We start from the raw sequence: 17916 nt of genomic DNA, 5'->3' as shown, positions 1-17916 counted from the left end.
CGGGATTATTTCCGGAAGATTGGGCGGGCGACGCCTCGGTCGCGGGCGACTTCGGCGAGCGGGTTTGAAGGGGGCGGCGCAATGCGCGTCGCTTATTGCGCCCTACGCCCTACCCCACCCCCAGCGCCTTCAGCTTGCGGTGCAGCGCCGAGCGCTCCATGCCGACGAATTCCGCGGTGCGCGAGATGTTGCCGGAGAAGCGGCTGATCTGGGCGATCAAATAGTCGCGCTCGAACACCTCGCGAGCCTCGCGCAGCGGCAGGCCCATGATGTGCTCGCCATTGTTGCTGGTCGGCATCGCCGGCACCATCGAGCCGACGTCCTGCGGCAGCATGTCGGCGGTGATGATCACCTCGGGCCCGCCGCCTGCAAGAATCATCACGCGCTCGACATTGTTGCGGAGCTGGCGGACGTTTCCCGGCCAGACATGCGACTGCAGCACGGCCATGGCGTCCTGGCCGATCTGGCGTTTCGGCAGGCCGGTTGCGGCCGAAATCTGGTCCATGAAATAGCCGATCAGTTCGGGAATATCCTCGCGGCGCTCCGACAGCGGCGGCACCCGGATCGGCACCACACTCAGCCGGTGAAACAAGTCCTCGCGGAATCGCCCTTCGGCGATCTCCTCTTCCAGGTTGCGCGCGGTGGAGGAAATAATGCGGACGTCGACATGGACTTTGTTGGTGCCGCCGGAGCGCTGAAAGGTCTGATCCACCAGCACGCGCAATATCTTGTTCTGGGTTTCGCGCGGCATGTCGGCAACCTCGTCGATGAACAATGTGCCGCCATGCGCCTCTTCCAGCGCGCCCGGTTTGCGCGCCTGCTCGCCGTTGGTCTGTTCGATGCCGAACAGTTCGACTTCCATGCGCTCCGGCGTGATCGCCGCGGCATTGATGACGACGAACGGGCCTTCGGAGCGGGTCGACGCGTGGTGCAGCGTGCGCGCCGTCAGTTCCTTGCCGGCGCCGGAGGGGCCGACGATCATGATGCGGCTGTTGGCCTTGGCGGCCCGCTCGATGGTCTGGCGCAGCTGGTTCATGCAGGCGGAGCGGCCCATCAGCGTGCTGGAGGCCGGCGCCAGCTGCTTCAATTCCTTCACTTCCCGCTTCAGCCGCGATGTCTCCAGCGCGCGCGTCGCCACCAGGATGAGGCGGTCCGACTTGAACGGCTTTTCGATGAAATCATAGGCGCCGCGCTTGATCGCGGCGACCGCGGTTTCGATGTTGCCGTGACCGGAGATCATCACGATCGGCAGCTCGGGATGGTCGCGCTTGATCGCCTCGAGCAGCTGCAGGCCGTCGAGCTTGCTGCCTTGCAGCCAGATGTCGAGAAACACCAGATGCGGGCGGCGGTTGGAAATTTCCGTCAGCGCCGAATCGCTGTCGCGAGCGGTCCGGGTGGTGAATCCCTCGTCCTCGAGAATGCCCGCAACCAGATCGCGGATATCTGCTTCGTCATCAACAATCAGAATATCATTTGTTGTTGCCATGGGTCACCCCCTGTCCTGTCAGCTGCCTGTTGCGGCTTTGATTTTTGTCTCGTTGTCAGTCGCCTCGGAAGGCTCGGCGGTTTCATCCTGGGATGGCGTCACGCCGCCATCCGGCTTGGCGTTCGGCGCCTGGCCGGACATGGCGAAGCGCAGCCGCATCCAGGCTCCGCGCGCGCCTGGGCGGATTTCCGCCGCATCATGGAGTTCGATGCCGCCGCCATGGTCTTCCAGAACCCGCCCCACGATCGCAAGGCCAAGCCCGGTTCCTTTCTCCCGCGTCGTGACATAGGGCTCGAGCAGGCGCGACCGGCTCACCTTCGGCAGGCCTTTGCCGTTGTCGATGATGTCGATCACGATGTCCTCGCCCTCGCGCATCGCGATGACCTCGATCCGGCCTTTGCCAAGTGTCTCGGCCGGAACAGCTTCAATGGCTTCGGTCGCGTTCTTGATGATGTTGGTGAGCGCCTGGCTGATCAGCCGGCGGTCGAACTGCGCCCGTATCGGCTCGTCCTTGATTACCGTCTCGATATCGATCTCGGGATGGCCGACCCGCATCAGGAACACCACCTGCCGCACGGTGTCGGCGACATCCTCGCCTTCCATCACGGGTTTTGGCATCCGCGCAAAGCGCGAGAACTCGTCGACCATCCGCCTGATGTCGTCGACCTGGCGCACGATGGTGTCGGTGCACTGCTCGAAGATCGCCTTGTCCTCGGTAATGACCTTGCCGAACTTGCGTCGGATGCGTTCGGCCGAAAGCTGGATCGGGGTCAGCGGGTTCTTGATTTCATGGGCGATGCGGCGCGCCACGTCGCCCCATGCCGAGGTGCGCTGCGCGGAAATCAGGTCGGTGATGTCGTCGAGCGTGATGATGTAGCTGTCCTGCGACTGGCTGGTATGCTCGGCGCTGACCCGCACGGAAAGATTGCGCTCGCGGCCGTCGCGGGTGATGGTGATCTGGCCCTGCACCAGCCGCTGCGTGCCCTCCCGCGCGGTTCGCATCATGTCGTCGAGTTCGGGGATGATTTCCGACAGCGGATAGCCGAGCGTTTCGGATTCCGCGTGGCCGATCAGCTTCTCGGCCGAGCGATTGAGGATGCGGACGCTGCCGAAGCCATCGACGCCGATAATGCCGGCGCTCGCCGAGGACAGCACGGCCTCGATGAAGCGGCGCCGGCTGTCGATCACCTCGCTCGCGCTCACCAGTTCGTCGCGCTGGGTGCGCAACTCCTGCGTCATCTTGTTGAAGGTCTCGCCGAGCTGCGCCAGATCGCCCTCGGATTTGAGAACCGGCACCTGCACGTGAAGATCGCCGGTCGACACGACATTGGCGGCGCCCATCAGGCGCCGGATCGGCGCCACCAGCCAGTTGGCGAAATTGAGCCCGATCAGCACCGAGGCCATCAGGATGGTCAGCGCGATCACCGCGAACATCAGCGCGAACGCCACCTGGATGCCGAGCTTGCGCGATTCGATCTGGGCATATTCGGCAACCGTGGCCTGGGTTTGCCGCAGCTGCGCGACGACGCGCGGATCGAGCAGGCGTGCGACATACAGGAACGTATCGTTGAAGGCGCGCAGGCGAACGACCGCGGCGACGTAATTCGCTTCGATCACGATCTCCGGCTCGGTATCGTTGAAGCCCTTGATGAACTCCGCCGGCGGCTTGCTGAAATCCTGCTCAATGCCGGTTTGCGCGGTTTCCAGAACGTTGGCTTCCTTGTCGAGCAGCATCGCACCCGGAAGATTGCGCGCAGCAGCGCTCGCCGTCAGCATGTCACGAAACGACCGGCGGTCCTGATCGAACAACGGCCGCGCCATGGCGATATCGTTCGCCATTCCGAGAATATCGCCGCGAATGAGCTGGGCATGCTCGTTGAGATAAGCGCTGGCGACAATCAGCGAGTTGTCGATCGCAGCTTTCGTCGTCCCTGAAAACAAACGGTCGAGGCCGCGGTCGATCGTCACATTGGCGACGACCGAGACCAGCACCGCCGGCAGCACCGCGATCACCGAGAACAGGCTGACGATCTGGACATGCAGTCTGGCCGCCGCACGCCCGCGCCGGCGCGCCTGCACCAGTTGCCAGACTTCGCGGACGATGATGGCAACCAGCAGCAGGATGGTCGCGGCATTGATGAGCAGGAAAGAGACGACGACCTCGCGCTTGGGCTCGATCGGGGTGAGGCCGGTGAGCACCACGAAGGTGAGGAATGCAGACAGCAGCGCGAAGCCGACCGCGAACGGCGCCAGCAGCCTGCGCAGGGGCCACCCACGAGGCTCGGCGAACGACGGATCAAACGCTGGGGCCGACGTATCTGCGCTGGTCATTCCGGAACAGGTGAGCGTGATGCCGCTGTCGAGCCGACAGCCGGACTGATGCATTCATATCACAATGTTGCCGAATTGCGACTAATCCGCGGCACATTTTGCCGGCGTCAACCGCCGCACGGCTCTCGGCCCCGCGTCAAACCGGAAATCGTGCCCCCTGCGCGGCGATCTCAACTGCCGGTGCGGTACACCTGAATGTCCAGGTCGCGGATTTTCTTGCGCAGGGTGTTGCGGTTGAGGCCGAGCAGATCCGCCGCCCGGATCTGGTTGCCGCGGGTCGCGGCCAGCGCGGCCGTGAGCAGCGGCACCTCGATTTCACGGAGGATCCGGTGGTAAAGGCCCGGCGGCGGCACGCCGTTGGGAAAGCTGGAAAAGTGCGAGGACAGATAGACTTCGACCGCGCCGCCGAGATTGTCGACGCCGTGATGCGCGTTGCCGCCGGAGACCACCGCCGGCGGCGCCAGTTCGCCGTCGATCACCGAGCCGGTGATCACGTCCTGCGGGTACAGCGCCGCCAGCCGGCGCGCGAGATTTTCCAGTTCGCGGACGTTGCCGGGCCAGCGATGCTGCTTCATGCGCTCGAGCGCCAGCGCGTCGAGCTTTTTCGGCGGCAACCCGTCTTTTTCCGCCAGCGCGAAAAAATGCCGGATCAGATCGGGCAAATCCTCGATGCGCTCGCGCAAGGGAGGCAGCCGCAGCGGCACGACGTTGAGGCGGAAGAACAGATCTTCGCGGAACAGGCCCTGCTGGATCAGGATGCGCAAATCCTTGTTGCTGGCCGCGACGATGCGCACGTCGGTCTTGATCGGGGTGCGGCCGCCGACCGTGGTGTATTCGCCCTGCTGCAGCACGCGCAGCAACCGCGTCTGCGCTTCCATCGGCATGTCGCCGATTTCGTCGAGGAACAGCGTGCCGCCTTCGGCCTGTTCGAAGCGGCCGGAGGCGCGGGTGTTGGCGCCGGTGAATGCGCCGCGTTCATGGCCGAACAATTCCGACTCGATGAGATCGCGCGGGATCGCCGCCATGTTGACGGCGACGAACGGCCCGTTGCGCCGCTTGCCATAGTCATGCAGCGCGCGTGCGACCAGTTCCTTGCCGGTGCCGGACTCGCCGGAGATCATCACGGTGAGATCGGTCTGCATCAGCCGCGCGAGAACCCGGTAGATTTCCTGCATCGCCGGCGAGCGGCCGACCAGCGGAATGGAGTCGAACTCGGCCTCGTCGGCGTGATGGGCGACGCGCTCCTTCGGCTCGGCCAGCGCGCGGCCGACGATGGCGATCAATTCCTTCAGGTCGAACGGTTTTGGCAGATATTCGTAGGCTCCCTTCTCGGATGCCCGGATCGCCGTCATGAACGTGTTCTGCGCGCTCATGACGATGACCGGCAGATTGGGCCGCATCTTCTTGATCCGCGGCAACAGGTCGAACGCGTTTTCGTCGGGCATCACGACGTCGGTGATGACGAGGTCGCCCTCCCCCTGGCTGACCCAGCGCCACAACGTCGTCGCGTTGCCGGTCAGGCGCACCTCATATCCGGCGCGGGAAAGCGCCTGATTGAGAACCGTGCGGATGGCGGTGTCGTCATCGGCGACAAGAATGCTACCTGCGGGCATTTTTATTCCTCATCTTTCAGTCCTGTGAGGCAAGCGATGACGGTCCCGGCACGTCGTCGCCGTTGCTTTGTTCGAGTTTCCTGGCGGTCGAGAACATCGGCAGCAGCACGCGGAAAACGGTTTTGCGCGGCTGCGATTCGCATTCGATGATGCCGCCGTGATCGCCGACGATCTTGGCGACCAGCGCAAGGCCGAGCCCGCTGCCGGTCGGCTTGGTGGTCACGAACGGATCGAACAGGTTCGGCAGCAGGTCTTCCGGCACGCCGGGGCCGTTGTCCTTGACGCAGAATTCGAGCGGCAGCGACACCCGCGATTTCTTTCCGGGGATCGACAGGCGGACGCCCGGCCGGAACGCGGTGGTAAGCTGGATTTCGCCGTCGCTGCCGAGATCGACCACGGCTTCGGCGGCGTTCTTCACCAGGTTCAGAAACACCTGGATCAGCTGGTCCTGATTGGCGAGCACCGGCGGCAGCGATGGATCGTAGTCCTCGACGAAGCGGACGTTGCGCGCAAAGCCGGATTGCGCCAGCCTTTTCACGTGATCGAGCACCGAATGAATGTTGACGGGCCCGCGCACCACCGGCCGGTCGTCGCCGAACACTTCCATGCGATCGACCAGCGTGACGATGCGGTCGGCCTCGTCGCAGATCAGCCGGGTCAGCATGCGGTCTTCCGAGGATGCGGCTTGTTCGAGCAGCTGCGCCGCGCCGCGAATTCCGGACAAGGGATTCTTGATCTCGTGCGCCAGCATCGCAGCCAGCGCGATCACCGAGCGCGCCGCGCTTCGATGCGTCAATTGCCGGTCCATCTTGTCGGCGATGGTGCGCTCCTGCAGCATCACCACGATATGGCCCGGCCGCTCCGTCAAGGGTGCGACATGCAGGTCGACCTGGCGGTCACCGCCGATCCGCGGCGTGCCGAGATCGACCTTGTATTCGTTGACCGGCGAGCCGATCGAGCGCACCTGATCGATCAGCGCCAGCAGCGGGCTGCCGAACGGCACCAGTTCCTTCAGCGACTGGCGGCGCAGAAACTGGGTTGAAATCTCGAAAAAGGATTCCGCGGCCATGTTGGCATCGACGATCTTGCCGTCGGGCGCGACCAGCAACACAGGATTTGGCAGCGCGTTGAGAATGGCGTCGCTATCCGATAGCGGCGGGCGGCGATGTTCCGCGGCGGATGTCATGCGGAAGCGCTCCATGCAAAGTCGCCAAATGCATCATGCAGAGAACGATGCACGCCATTGGGATCCTCGGCGGTCAAGATCTTTTGCCGCCAGGTCTTGAGAACGGCCACCGGCGCGCAGCTGACTTTCGCAGCTGTGTCCAGCGCCCAGCCGAGATGTTTTCGGGCATGGCGAAGCCCGATGCGCAGACCGTAATGGCTGACGACTTCGTCGTAGAGCGTGCAGACGTAGTTCAGCTGATCGTCCAGCGTCGGCGCGGCTTCCGCGATTCCGTTCTCGAGCCGGCGTCCAATTTGGCCCGGCAGCCATGGCTGGCCCTGCGCGCCCCGCCCGACCATCACCGCATCGGCGCCGGACATCGCAAGGGCTGCGACGGCCTTCTCGTAGGATGTGATGTCGCCGTTGACCACGAGCGGAATTTTGATCGCGTGCTTCACCGCCCGCACCGCGCTCCAGTCGGCCTCGCCCTTGTAGAACTGGCACCGCGTGCGGCCGTGAACCGTGATCAGCTGCACGCCCGAGGATTCCGCGCGCCGCGCCAGTTCGGGGGCATTCAGCGAGCGGTCGTCCCAGCCGAGCCGCATTTTCAACGTCACCGGGACTTTCACCGCTGCGATCGTTGCCTCAATCAATTTCAGCGCATGATCGAGATCTCGCATCAGCGCCGAGCCGGACTGGCCGCCGGTCACATGGCGCGCCGGGCAGCCCATGTTGATGTCGATGATGTCGGCGCCCGCGGCCTCAGCAACGCGCGCGCCCTCCGCCATCCAATGTGATTCGCAGCCCGCGAGTTGAACGACGTGAGGCCCGATGCCGGTGGCCTCGCATCGCAGCACCGACATCGGCCGGCCGTGGACGAGATCGTCGCTGGCTGTCATTTCGGAAACGACGAGGCCTGCGCCAAGCGAAGCTGCAAGCCGCCGAAACGGCGCGTCAGTCACCCCCGACATCGGCGCCAGCAAGACCCGGTTCGCGATCTCGATATCGCCAATTTTCAGCGGCTTGTATGCAGAGGCTACCGGGCCGGTCACGGAAATACTCATTTTTGTGACAACCGCTTCATTGCGGCTGCCGCGCATATAATTCTGCGCACATTTCTTGTGCAGTCAAGTTTCATGCCTACACTTTAGACAGTTCTGGCATTCTTGCAAGTGCACTGCAACAAAATACGCACAGCTATTGGGAATCGTTCCGTTTTCGCATGACGGCGTGATAAGGGCTGTGCGCCACCGGACCGAACGCCCGGTTTCACCTCCCGTATTACCCCTGACAGATCACGATGCCGACAACCAAACGGACTGCCGCCATCATTGTCGCCGCCGGCCGCGGGCTCCGTGCCGGGTCCGGCGGCCCAAAGCAATACCGCTCGATCGGCGGCCGAACCGTGATTTCGCGGGCGATGGAGCCTTTTTGCCGCCATCCACAGATCTTTGCCGTGCAACCAGTGCTCAATCCCGACGATGCCGCGATGTTCAACGAAGCTGTCAGCGACATGCGCTACCAGCCGCCTGCAAGCGGCGGCGCGACCCGCCAGGCTTCGGTCCGCGCCGGACTGGAAGCGCTCGCAGGCCAGTCGCCCGACATCGTGCTGATCCACGACGCTGCGCGGCCCTTCGTCACCGCGGCGGTGATCTCACGCGCGATCGATGCCGCAGGCCTGACCGGCGCGGCGGTACCCGCAATTCCCGTGACCGACACGATAAAACTGATCGGCGACAGCGGGCATGTCGAGGCCACGCCGGACCGCGCCCGGCTGCGCATCGCGCAGACGCCGCAGTCGTTTCGCTACGATGTCATTCTCGGTGCGCATAGGCGCGCGGCGCGCGAGGGCCGCGACGATTTTACCGATGACGCCGCGCTGGCGGAATGGGCAGGACTGACGGTGGCGACATTTGAAGGCGACCCGGCCAACATGAAGCTCACGACTCCGGAAGACTTTGTCCGCGAAGAGGCGCGCCTCGGCGCCATGCTCGGCGATATCAGGACGGGAAGCGGCTACGACGTCCATGCCTTCGGCGATGGCGATCACCTGATGATCTGCGGCGTGAGGGTGCCGCATACACGCGGCTTTCTGGCGCATTCCGATGGCGATGTCGGCCTGCACGCGCTGGTCGATGCGATTCTCGGCGCGCTGGCCGACGGCGACATCGGCTCACATTTTCCACCGAGCGATCCGCAATGGAAGGGCGCCGCGTCGGACCGGTTCCTGAAATACGCGGTCGATCGCGTCGCCGCGCGCGGCGGACGCATCGCCCATCTCGACGTGACGCTGATCTGCGAGCGGCCGAAGATCGGACCTTTTCGTGACGCCATGCGCGCGCGGATCGCGGAGATTACCGGATTGAACCTGTCGCGCGTGGGGGTGAAAGCCACCACCAGCGAACGGCTCGGCTTCACCGGCCGCGAGGAAGGCGTCGCCGCGATGGCCAGCGCCACCATCCGCCTGCCGTGGGACGATAAAGGTTGGAGCGACTGAGATGAGCGGCAGCGACGCCCGCGCCCTCTCCCGCTCGCTGCTCGATCTGTGCCGGAGCCGCAAGCTCACCGTCGCCACCGCCGAATCCTGCACCGGCGGACTGGTCGCCGGCGCGCTGACGGATATTCCCGGCTCCTCCGACGTGATCGACCGCGGGTTTGTCACCTACTCCGACGACGCCAAGCGAACGATGCTCGGCGTCAAGGCAACGACGCTCGACAGTTTCGGCGCCGTCAGCAAGGAAACCGCCACCGCGATGGCGATCGGCGCGCTGGAAAAAGCCGGCGTCGATCTCGCGGTTTCCATCACCGGCATCGCGGGCCCCGGCGGCGCGACCCCGGGCAAGCCGGTCGGCCTCGTGCATTTTGCCGTCGCTGCGCGCGATGGACGAATCCTGCATCGCGAGTGCCGCTTCGGCGCCATCGGCCGCAGCACGGTGCGTCAGCGTTCGGTCGTCGAGGCGTTGCGGATGCTGATGGAGCTCGCGCGCGGACCACAGGCGCCCGCCAAGCCGCGCCGCGAAGCCGCCAGCCGGCTGCATCCGCGGGTGGCGCGATCGCCGCGGCGGAGCGCGGTGAAGCGGCGGCGAGCGCCGAGGGTGTGACAGTCGTGTCCGGACGCGGTGCGGCGCGCAGTTCTTGCAAAGCGCTGTTTCGTGAGAAACCAGAGCGCCACACACTCCATCGTCATCCTGAGGGCCGCGCTCTTGCGCGGCGTCTCGAAGGATGGGCCGCGAGCGCCGGCGCGTGTGGCCGATCCTTCGAGGCTCGCCGCTTTGCGGCGCGCGCCTCAGGATGACGAGTTGCTTGTGACTCGCTTCCCATAAACCGCATCCGCGCGTTTCTCGAACGCCGCGGCAAAACGCTGGAACGCCGCGTCGAACATGGCGCCCATCAGCATCCCCAGCATCCGGCTCTTGAATTCATAGGCGATGTAAAACCCGACGTCGCAGGCGGTGTCGCTCTTCGGCTCGAACGACCAGCGGTTCTCCAGATTGCTGAACGGGCCCTGCAGATATTCGACCATGATCTTGAGATTAGGCCGGTCCAGCGTCACCCGGCTGGTAAAAGCCTCGCGCACCAGCTTGAACGACACCGTCATGTCGGCAATGACGATCTCGGTGCCGTCGGGTTTTGCCGTGCGCTGGCGGATTTTCAGCGATTTGCACAGCGGCACGAATTCCGGATAGCGCTCGACATCGGCGACGAGATCGAACATCTGCGGCGCGCTGTGGCGAACCCGGCGCTTGCTGGAGAATCTCGGCATGATCAGATGCTCAGCGCGTTAGCGCAGCGCGCGCCGCCCGCAATCTGGCAAAGTCGTCGCCGGCATGATGCGACGACCGCGTCAGCGGGCTTGCCGACACCATCAAGAACCCCTTGGTGTAGGCAACCTTCTCATAGCCCGAGAATTCATCCGGCGGGACGTAGCGCATCACGGCGTGATGCTTGCGGGTCGGCTGCAGGTATTGACCGATGGTGAGGAAATCGACCTCCGCCGAGCGCAGGTCATCCATCACCTGCAATACCTCATGGCGCTCTTCGCCCAAGCCCACCATGATGCCCGACTTGGTGAAAATCGCCGGATCGATTTCCTTGACCCGTTGCAGCAGCCGGATGGAATGGAAATACCGCGCGCCCGGCCGCACCGTCAGATAGCGCGACGGCACGGTTTCGAGATTGTGGTTGAACACATCGGGCTTGGCGGCCACCACCACCTCAAGCGCGCCGTCCTTGCGCAAGAAGTCCGGGGTGAGGATTTCGACGGTCGTGGCGGGGCAGCGCGCGCGGATGGCGCGGATCGTTTGCGCAAAATGCTCGGCGCCGCCGTCGGCGAGATCGTCACGGTCGACCGAGGTGACGACGATATGGGCGAGGCCGAGCTTGAATGTGGCCTCGGCGACATGCTCCGGCTCGGAGGCATCGAGCGCGCCGGGCATCCCGGTCTTGACGTTGCAGAAGGCGCAGGCGCGGGTGCAGGTGTCGCCCATGATCATGAAGGTGGCGTGCTTCTTGTCCCAGCACTCGCCGATATTGGGGCAGCCCGCCTCTTCGCATACGGTGACGAGGCCGTTTTCCTTGACGATCCTGCTTGTGTCGGCATAACCGCGCGTGTTCGGCGCGCGCACCCGGATCCACTCCGGTTTCGGCGGCGACAGCGCATCCGGCCGGTTCACCTTCTCAGGGTGGCGCGGGCGCAGCGGGGTGGCTGAGACGGTATCGACGACGACGACCATGAAGTGATCTTGCTGGGATCGTGACGAATGTCAGTGGGAAGCCTTGGAGTCCGTATCGGATAGCCTGGGCCAACCAGCGAGATCACCACTCGGCGAGTGGGTCGGCGGCAGCATCTGAAGCCAAGCATCAGCAAGCTTCAGCCAAGAGATCTTGTCCTCGCGCTCGGCTGTGTTTTCAGCCTTGCCTCGGCACTGATCCGCGTTCCGGCGGTATTCCTCGAACCTGCCCGCCCGAACGACCTTTTCAGGGTGTTTGAGCAAGCCGACGATCGCAGCAAGGAGGGGCACGGCGGCAACATGTGTCCCGCGTTCATCGGCTACGACAATCGCTTCAAATGAGGGCTCATCGCCTCGTCTAATCGCCTCAGCTACGAGGTCATGCATGGCAAGCATGGCATGTTCCTTGGCGACACTCAGGCTCGGAAGATCAGAGCCTTCTTCGTCCTCGATCAACTCGCCTTTGAAGTCTCTTAGGTGCAGGAAATAACGGCTCATGGATCGCTCCGGTTCGGCTTTAATATAGTGTACCAGGCCTGTGGTAGAAGTGGGCAGTCTCGCATGAGATGAAAAAAGTTCCAATGTCGGGTTTCCCCAATGTCGGCGAGGTGACATAGTGAGCTGGCATTCGGAGAGCGCGTGTGGCCGACAATCCAAACGAATTGCTGGCGTCTGTGCTTGACGCGGGAGGAAGGTCCCGGCTTGGGCCGCATATTCGCGCGGCTCCGCTGGAGCAAGGCCAAGTAGTGGCGGAACCGCTCGAAAGGATAGATCAAGTGTACTTTCCGTATTCAGGCGTTATCTCCTTTTTGGTCCCGCTGACAGACGGTCGTCTCGTGCAAACCGGCGTGGTCGGTCGTGATGGCGCGGTTGGGGCGCTACAGGCCCTTGACGGCAAGGTATCTCCCAACAAGATTGTTGTGCAGGTCCCAGGTCAGGCGGCAGTGGTCCAGGCAGAGCGTCTGGCTGAGATCGTCCAGGATTTTCCGGTGCTTCGCTCGCTGATCTTGAGTTACGAGCAAATCTTCCTCTCGGAAGTCCAGCAGTCGGCGGCATGCAATGCCGTTCACACTGTTCAACAGAGGGTATCCAGATGGATCCTGCGGATGAACGATCTCGTGGGAGTGAACCTCGCGGTGACGCAGGATTTGCTGGCAGAGATGATCGCGGTAAGGCGCACCAGCGTAACGGCGGCCGCCGTTTCCTTGCAGGCTGCCGAGATAATCAGATGCAAGCGCGGCCACATCCAGATCCTGGATATAGAACGTTTGAGGCAATCATCCTGCGAATGCTACCAATCCCTTGAAGATTATCGCCACGTCGTGAAAGGTTCCGCACCAAACGGCGTTGTGCAGTGATCCCTAGGGAGACACACGACAATCGCCTTGCCGCTAGACGCCTTTCTCGTTTGAAGTCGGTCAGGGAACGCAACCGCTCCCCTTGGCCTGCTTCCGGTCTAGCATACCAAGCCCTAATGGCCCGAAACTTTACCGGCAACGAGCAAAGGCTGGGCAAGCCGCTGAAGCGCGCGTTCTTTGCCCGCAGCGTACACGAGGTCGCACCCGAACTGATCGGCGCGACGCTGCTGGTGAACGGCGTCGGCGGCGTCATCGTCGAGGTCGAGGCGTATCATCACACCGATCCCGCGGCGCATTCGTTTCGCGGGCCGACGCCGCGCAACCTTGTGATGTTCGGTCCGCCCGGCTTTGTCTACGTCTATCGCTCCTACGGCATCCATTGGTGCGTGAATTTCGTTTGCGAGAAGGAAGGCTCGGCGAGCGCGGTGCTGATTCGCGCTTTGCAGCCGACCCACGGCATCCCGGCGATGCGGCGGCGGCGCGGACTGCATGACGAACGGTCGCTGTGTTCCGGGCCCGGCAAGCTGACCGAAGCGCTCGGGATTACCGACGCTCATAACGGGCTGGCGCTGGATGCGCCGCCGATTGCGCTGCATGCGCGGACGGAGAAGCCTGAAATCGCGACGGGAATGCGGATTGGCATCACGAAGGCAGTCGAGCTGCCGTGGCGATATGGCCTGAAAGGCGCGAAATTCCTGAGCAAGCCGTTTTGAAGCGGCCGGGGCTTTGGCCCGCCGTCCCGCGCTGTGGAACAATCCGCAATAATCTCAACTGTGGCGTGCCGGTGACAGCATTCTGAGTGGCCCCCCACTAGGATTTCCGGATTAGGGCGCACTGCGCCGACGGAAATTTGGGGGCAACTATGAAGAAGCTGGCAATCGCGGCAGTTGCGGGAAGTGCGTTACTCACTGGCATCGTGACGGCCAGTGCCGCCGATATGGCCGTCAGGGCCGCGCCGATGGCGATGGCGCCGGCCCCCTTCAGCTGGACCGGCTTTTACATCGGCGCCAATATCGGCGGAGCCTGGACTCCCGACAATGGCGGCAGCGATTTCGGACCGCTGTTCCCTCCCTTCGCTGTGCTTCCACCGGCGGTGGCCATACCGACCATCATTCCCGGGCAGCTGGACGTGCTGCTCGGCGGCGGCCGACGCAGCGGCGTCATCGGCGGCGGCCAGATCGGCTACAATTGGCAGGTCAATCAGTTCGTGCTTGGCTTCGAGGCCGACGCGGTCGGCACCGGCTTGAACGGCACCAGCGGCACCGCCTCGCGTACCATCGGCGCGCCGATCTTCGCCGTTCCGGTCACCCAGACGGTGACGGTCGATTTCGGCCATATCGAGTGGATGGCGACATTCCGCGGGCGCGCCGGCTTCGCGGTCGATCGCGCCCTGTTCTATGTCACCGGCGGCGCTGCGGTCGCGGAGATCGGCGGCTCCACCACCACGCTCGTCAACGGACCGGGCATCGGCCTTCCTCCGGCGGGAACGTACGTGGCAACCAATGGCGGCCATACCACGCGCTGGGGCTGGACCGTCGGCGGCGGCATCGAATGGGCGTTCAGCCAGAACTGGAGCGTGGCCGGCGAATATCGCCACACCGACTTCGGCAACCGCGCCACAACCTTCGACATTCCCAGCGGGCTTGCCGCAGCTCCCATTTTCTTCACCGGGACATCGACCCAGCGGCTGACGGTCGACCAGGCCACCGCGCGCCTCAACTACCGCTTCAACTGGGGCGGCCCGGTGGTCGCGCGCTACTGATCGTCGCTCGCGGCGGCGACTATAATATTGAAGAGCGCGGCGCCATCACGCCGCGCTCTTTGGCTTTTCTGGACGGTCCAATCGGAGCGCGTGATGGCACACGGCTTCGATCCGGTTGCCGTCCGGATCGCGCAGGAAGGCTGCGTAGTAGGACGCGTGATCGCGCAGCCCGGTACTGGCCTGTTTAACCAAAGTGGCCTAATTTGAATTGTGCCTCTTTTTTTCGCCATAGAGTCGGCTTCCGGGCCGACACCAACTCTGAACGATTTTAGAAATAAGGAGATCGTGAACCGGAGGCAGCGCGCTATGGGAAGCAAGCGCATGGAAAACACCCTTACTTTTAAGCAGCGACTCGCGGCAGAGGCCATTCGATTCAAAGAGGCGGCCGATAAAGAACGTCCCGGCACCATGGCCCGGGAACTGCTCTTGCGGCGGGCTCGCCAGGCTGAGACAGCTTCGCACATCAACGAGTGGCTGAACTCGCCCGGACTGGCATCGCCCAAGTGAACGAACCTTGTTTCGGAATCGACGTGAGATTCGGCGATGGCCGATGATCTTCAGCACTATCGCGCGTACATCATGGGCGACGACGGCCACATTCTCAGTGCTGTTGAACTTTTCGGTGAGAACGACGAGGCCGCGAAAGAGCAAGCCCGCCAACTCGTTGACGGCCACGACGTTGAACTCTGGCAGCTTGACCGCAAAATCTCGCTGTTCTTGCACGGCCCCGAGTAGCTTCGAACTGGCGGCCTCATTTGCTAATTGAACCTATGGCGACTACCCCTGTCGCCATGTCAGATGATGCCGCAAGGTTCCGCAGGCAGGCGAAAGAAGCCGAAGATCACGGGACCAAAGCTCTCAGCCCGCTGGATAAGGAAGCATGGCTCCGGATCGCTGAGGAATGGATCAAGCTAGCGCAGGCTGCCGAGCGCCAGCATCGATAGACGGTACCGGCCCTTTTTTACTGGGTTCCTTTTGATTTATGTTGCCGACCGGACATTACGGGAATCTAATAGCGGCATCATGACTACGGACGAAGAATATAGACGGCAGGCGGCAGAGTGCCGTCGCATGGCAGAAAACGCCATCAACCCCGACGACAAAAATGCGTGGTTGCGGCTGGCAGGCTCGTGGCTGCAAATGCTGCCTAAACAGGCCCAAGCCGAGAATTGGCCGAAGCCGAGCGACGAAGATTCAAAAGAATCGCATTGAGTAAGGCTGGCTCGGTTGGCGGCCTCTTCGTCTAAGTCGATTTTCATTTCAAGAAGCGTCGATGATCCGGCGTATGGGTCGGATTTCATGAAGGTCCGGCGCAATCGCTCCTTCTGCGTTCGGAAGCCGGTCCAATCAGACCGCGTGATGACAGACGGCTTCGATCCGGTTGCCATCGGGATCGCGCAGGAAGGCTGCGTAATAGGACGCGTGGTAATGCCGTAGTCCGGGTGGGCCATCGCCGGTGCCGCCGGCCGCCAGGCCGGCTGCCCAGAACGCGTCGACCGCGGTTCGCGACCGCGCCTTGAAGCACCAATGGCGCGCATAGGCTTCCTGCGGCGCCGGCCCCTTCCGGATAGCGATGTAGTTCCTGTCCGGATGGTCGGCATCGGCCCGCTCGCCATAGCCAAGCCAGTCCTCGCGGCGTCCGACCTTGACGATGCCGAGCGCGTCCATCACCGCATCATAGAACCGTTCCGCCGCAACCATGTCGGAAGCCGTGATGTAGACATGGTCCAGCATGGATGAACTTCTCAGGCCGCGTGCCGAAGGCGGTCGAGCGCCTCGAGGATCTTCGCCTTCCGCACCGCGGCAGCTTCGCGCTTTTCTTTTTCTTCCTCGACGATGTCTTCTGGAGCGTTGGCGACGAACTTTTCGTTGGCCAATTTTGCATCGACGCGCTTGATGTCGGCTTCGGCTTTGGCCAATTCCTTGTCGAGCCGCGCCTTCTCCGCCGTAAGATCAATCACGCCTTTCAACGGCAATGCGGCGACCTGACCACGAGCAAAGATTTGTACCGAGCCTTCCGGTGCTGACTCTGAAAATGAAATTTCAGATACACGGGCAAGCCGCTTTATAAAATCCCCCCAGTACCTTGCATGCTCTCGCGTATATTCGCCGGGAGCAACGAGTATTAGAGGTATTTGTGCAGTGATGTTCATTTCAGAGCGAACGGATCGGACGGCCGTAACAAGTTCAATCAGCCAGCCGATTTCTTCCTCGGCGCCAGCGTCACTGAAGCTCCGGGTATTCTCAAAATCTGTCGAAAGGTTAGGCCAGTCGGAAAGCGCTAAAATCTCTTCTCGTATAGCGGTTACGCTCCACAGCTCCTCAGTAATGAAGGGCATGAACGGATGCAGTAACTTCAGAATTTGATCTCGTACCCAAGCAACAGTGGCGCGCGTTTCATCTTTTGCCGAGCCCCGCTCACCGAGCAAGACTGGCTTGACGAGCTCAAGATACCAATCGCAGTAGATATCCCATACCAGAGCATAGAGTTCGCCAGCGGCTTCGTTGAACTTGTAGTCTTTCAACTTCCAGTCCACTACGCCTGCGGTTCTCGCTGTTTCGCTCACAATCCAGCGATTAAAAGTTTCCTTTGTCGCCGTGGGGTCAAACCCCGGCGGCAGCACGCAGCCGTTCATCTCGGCAAAGCGGCAGGCGTTCCAGAGTTTTGTCGCAAAGTTGCGGTTGGTTTCGACGTGCTGCGGCGACAGCTTGATGTCGTGGCCTTGGGCCGCCGCGCGCGCCAGCGCAAAGCGCAGCGCGTCGGCGCCGTAGTCGTCGATGACGCCGAGCGGATCGATGACGTTGCCCTTCGACTTCGACATCTTGGCGCCCTTCTCGTCGCGGACGAGACGGTGGATATAGACATCGCGGAACGGCACATCCTTCATGAAGTGCAGGCCCATCATCATCATCCGGGCCACCCAGAAGAAGATGATGTCGAAACCGGTCACGAGCACGTCGGTCGGGTAATAGCGCTCGACGTCCGAGGTATCGTCCGGCCATCCCAGCGTCGAGAACGGCCACAGCGCCGAGGAGAACCAGGTGTCGAGTACGTCTTCGTCGCGGGTGATGAAGTTTTGCCGCTTTGCCGGGTCGAGCGCCATCTCGCGGCCCTGCTCCGGCGTGATGACTTCCTGCTCGGCGTAGTAGCCGAGCGCATTGCCGACGGCCTCTTCCTCGGTTTCGGCGACGAACACTTTTCCGTCCGGTCCGTACCAGGCGGGAATCTGATGGCCCCACCACAGCTGCCGCGAGATGCACCAGGGCTGGATGTTTTCCATCCATTCGAAGTAGGTTTTTTCCCAGTTCTTCGGCACGAACGAGGTGGCGCCGCTGCGCACCGCCGCGATCGCCGGTTGCGCCATGGTCTTGGCATCAACGTACCATTGATCCGTGAGATACGGCTCGATCACGACGCCGGAACGATCGCCATGCGGCACCATGTGAGTGTTCGGCTCAATCCTTTCCAGA

18 protein-coding genes are annotated in these 17916 nt (G+C 62.8%); 8 read left to right on the top strand and 10 right to left on the bottom strand.

Annotated elements, in window-relative coordinates; translation table 11 throughout:
- Positions 1 to 109 precede the first annotated feature (109 nt).
- From VGP39_RS03015 to dusB, 5 genes are all read right to left on the bottom strand, one after another.
- Positions 110 to 1486 carry a sigma-54 dependent transcriptional regulator gene (locus tag VGP39_RS03015; RefSeq protein ID WP_327566623.1) on the bottom strand — a complete coding sequence of 459 codons (1377 nt, stop codon included), beginning with the start codon at positions 1484 to 1486 and terminating at the stop codon, positions 110 to 112.
- Between the two features lie 18 nt (positions 1487 to 1504).
- Positions 1505 to 3817, bottom strand: coding sequence for a PAS domain-containing sensor histidine kinase (locus tag VGP39_RS03010; protein WP_327566624.1), 2313 nt, complete (start codon positions 3815 to 3817; stop codon positions 1505 to 1507).
- Positions 3818 to 3987: 170 nt separating this feature from the next.
- A complete protein-coding gene (gene ntrC / locus VGP39_RS03005; RefSeq protein WP_327566622.1) occupies positions 3988 to 5430 on the bottom strand; it encodes a nitrogen regulation protein NR(I) in 1443 nt (480 codons plus the stop codon).
- 16 nt (positions 5431 to 5446) lie between these two features.
- Complete coding sequence (locus tag VGP39_RS03000) at positions 5447 to 6616, bottom strand: nitrogen regulation protein NR(II) (RefSeq protein ID WP_327566621.1); 1170 nt, start codon at positions 6614 to 6616, stop codon at positions 5447 to 5449.
- The gene (dusB, locus tag VGP39_RS02995; RefSeq protein ID WP_327566620.1) at positions 6613 to 7659 is read right to left on the bottom strand and encodes a tRNA dihydrouridine synthase DusB; all 1047 of its coding nucleotides are present in this window, start codon (positions 7657 to 7659) and stop codon (positions 6613 to 6615) included. The genes VGP39_RS03000 and dusB overlap by 4 nt, the downstream gene beginning before the upstream one ends.
- A gap of 236 nt (positions 7660 to 7895) precedes the next feature.
- Here dusB and VGP39_RS02990 point away from each other — a divergent pair, with 236 nt between their 5' ends.
- Positions 7896 to 9092: a bifunctional 2-C-methyl-D-erythritol 4-phosphate cytidylyltransferase/2-C-methyl-D-erythritol 2,4-cyclodiphosphate synthase gene (locus VGP39_RS02990; protein WP_327566619.1), complete on the top strand. Its 1197-nt coding sequence runs from the start codon at positions 7896 to 7898 to the stop codon at positions 9090 to 9092.
- 1 nt (position 9093) lies between these two features.
- Complete coding sequence (locus VGP39_RS02985; RefSeq protein ID WP_327566618.1) at positions 9094 to 9696, top strand: CinA family protein; 603 nt, start codon at positions 9094 to 9096, stop codon at positions 9694 to 9696.
- A gap of 185 nt (positions 9697 to 9881) precedes the next feature.
- On the opposite strand, the gene VGP39_RS02980 is transcribed toward VGP39_RS02985, so the two are convergent.
- The 3 genes from VGP39_RS02980 to VGP39_RS02970 are packed head-to-tail and all read right to left on the bottom strand — an operon-like array spanning position 9882 to position 11823.
- The gene (locus VGP39_RS02980) at positions 9882 to 10358 is read right to left on the bottom strand and encodes a type II toxin-antitoxin system RatA family toxin (RefSeq protein ID WP_327566617.1); all 477 of its coding nucleotides are present in this window, start codon (positions 10356 to 10358) and stop codon (positions 9882 to 9884) included.
- A gap of 10 nt (positions 10359 to 10368) precedes the next feature.
- Complete coding sequence (gene lipA, locus VGP39_RS02975; protein WP_327566616.1) at positions 10369 to 11328, bottom strand: lipoyl synthase; 960 nt, start codon at positions 11326 to 11328, stop codon at positions 10369 to 10371.
- A gap of 30 nt (positions 11329 to 11358) precedes the next feature.
- A complete protein-coding gene (locus tag VGP39_RS02970; protein WP_327566615.1) occupies positions 11359 to 11823 on the bottom strand; it encodes a DUF6894 family protein in 465 nt (154 codons plus the stop codon).
- A gap of 143 nt (positions 11824 to 11966) precedes the next feature.
- On the opposite strand from VGP39_RS02970, the gene VGP39_RS02965 reads away from it, so the two are divergent.
- The 6 genes from VGP39_RS02965 (at position 11967) to VGP39_RS02940 (ending at position 15657) form a co-directional block, all read left to right on the top strand.
- Positions 11967 to 12683 (top strand): Crp/Fnr family transcriptional regulator, encoded by a 717-nt coding sequence (locus tag VGP39_RS02965; RefSeq protein ID WP_327566614.1) that lies wholly within the window; start codon positions 11967 to 11969, stop codon positions 12681 to 12683.
- A gap of 116 nt (positions 12684 to 12799) precedes the next feature.
- Positions 12800 to 13396 (top strand): DNA-3-methyladenine glycosylase, encoded by a 597-nt coding sequence (locus VGP39_RS02960; RefSeq protein ID WP_327566613.1) that lies wholly within the window; start codon positions 12800 to 12802, stop codon positions 13394 to 13396.
- Positions 13397 to 13545: 149 nt separating this feature from the next.
- Positions 13546 to 14445, top strand: coding sequence for an outer membrane protein (locus VGP39_RS02955; RefSeq protein ID WP_327566612.1), 900 nt, complete (start codon positions 13546 to 13548; stop codon positions 14443 to 14445).
- A 321-nt stretch (positions 14446 to 14766) separates the two neighbouring features.
- Positions 14767 to 14952, top strand: coding sequence for a hypothetical protein (locus tag VGP39_RS02950; RefSeq protein WP_327566611.1), 186 nt, complete (start codon positions 14767 to 14769; stop codon positions 14950 to 14952).
- Positions 14953 to 14988: 36 nt separating this feature from the next.
- On the top strand, positions 14989 to 15180 hold the full coding sequence (locus VGP39_RS02945) for a hypothetical protein (RefSeq protein ID WP_327566610.1): 192 nt from the start codon (positions 14989 to 14991) through the stop codon (positions 15178 to 15180).
- Positions 15181 to 15516: 336 nt separating this feature from the next.
- Positions 15517 to 15657 carry a hypothetical protein gene (locus tag VGP39_RS02940; protein WP_327566609.1) on the top strand — a complete coding sequence of 47 codons (141 nt, stop codon included), beginning with the start codon at positions 15517 to 15519 and terminating at the stop codon, positions 15655 to 15657.
- Positions 15658 to 15792: 135 nt separating this feature from the next.
- Here VGP39_RS02940 and VGP39_RS02935 read toward each other — a convergent pair whose 3' ends face one another.
- Positions 15793 to 16179, bottom strand: coding sequence for a VOC family protein (locus tag VGP39_RS02935; RefSeq protein ID WP_327566608.1), 387 nt, complete (start codon positions 16177 to 16179; stop codon positions 15793 to 15795).
- 11 nt (positions 16180 to 16190) lie between these two features.
- Complete coding sequence (locus VGP39_RS02930) at positions 16191 to 17888, bottom strand: class I tRNA ligase family protein (RefSeq protein ID WP_414644546.1); 1698 nt, start codon at positions 17886 to 17888, stop codon at positions 16191 to 16193.
- Positions 17889 to 17916 lie beyond the last annotated feature (28 nt).

This window comes from Bradyrhizobium sp. (assembly GCF_036009065.1).
Taxonomy (GTDB): Bacteria; Pseudomonadota; Alphaproteobacteria; order Rhizobiales; family Xanthobacteraceae; genus Bradyrhizobium.
The sequence above is the reverse complement of the archived record's forward strand: the minus strand, read 5'-3'. Positions and strand labels throughout refer to the sequence as shown.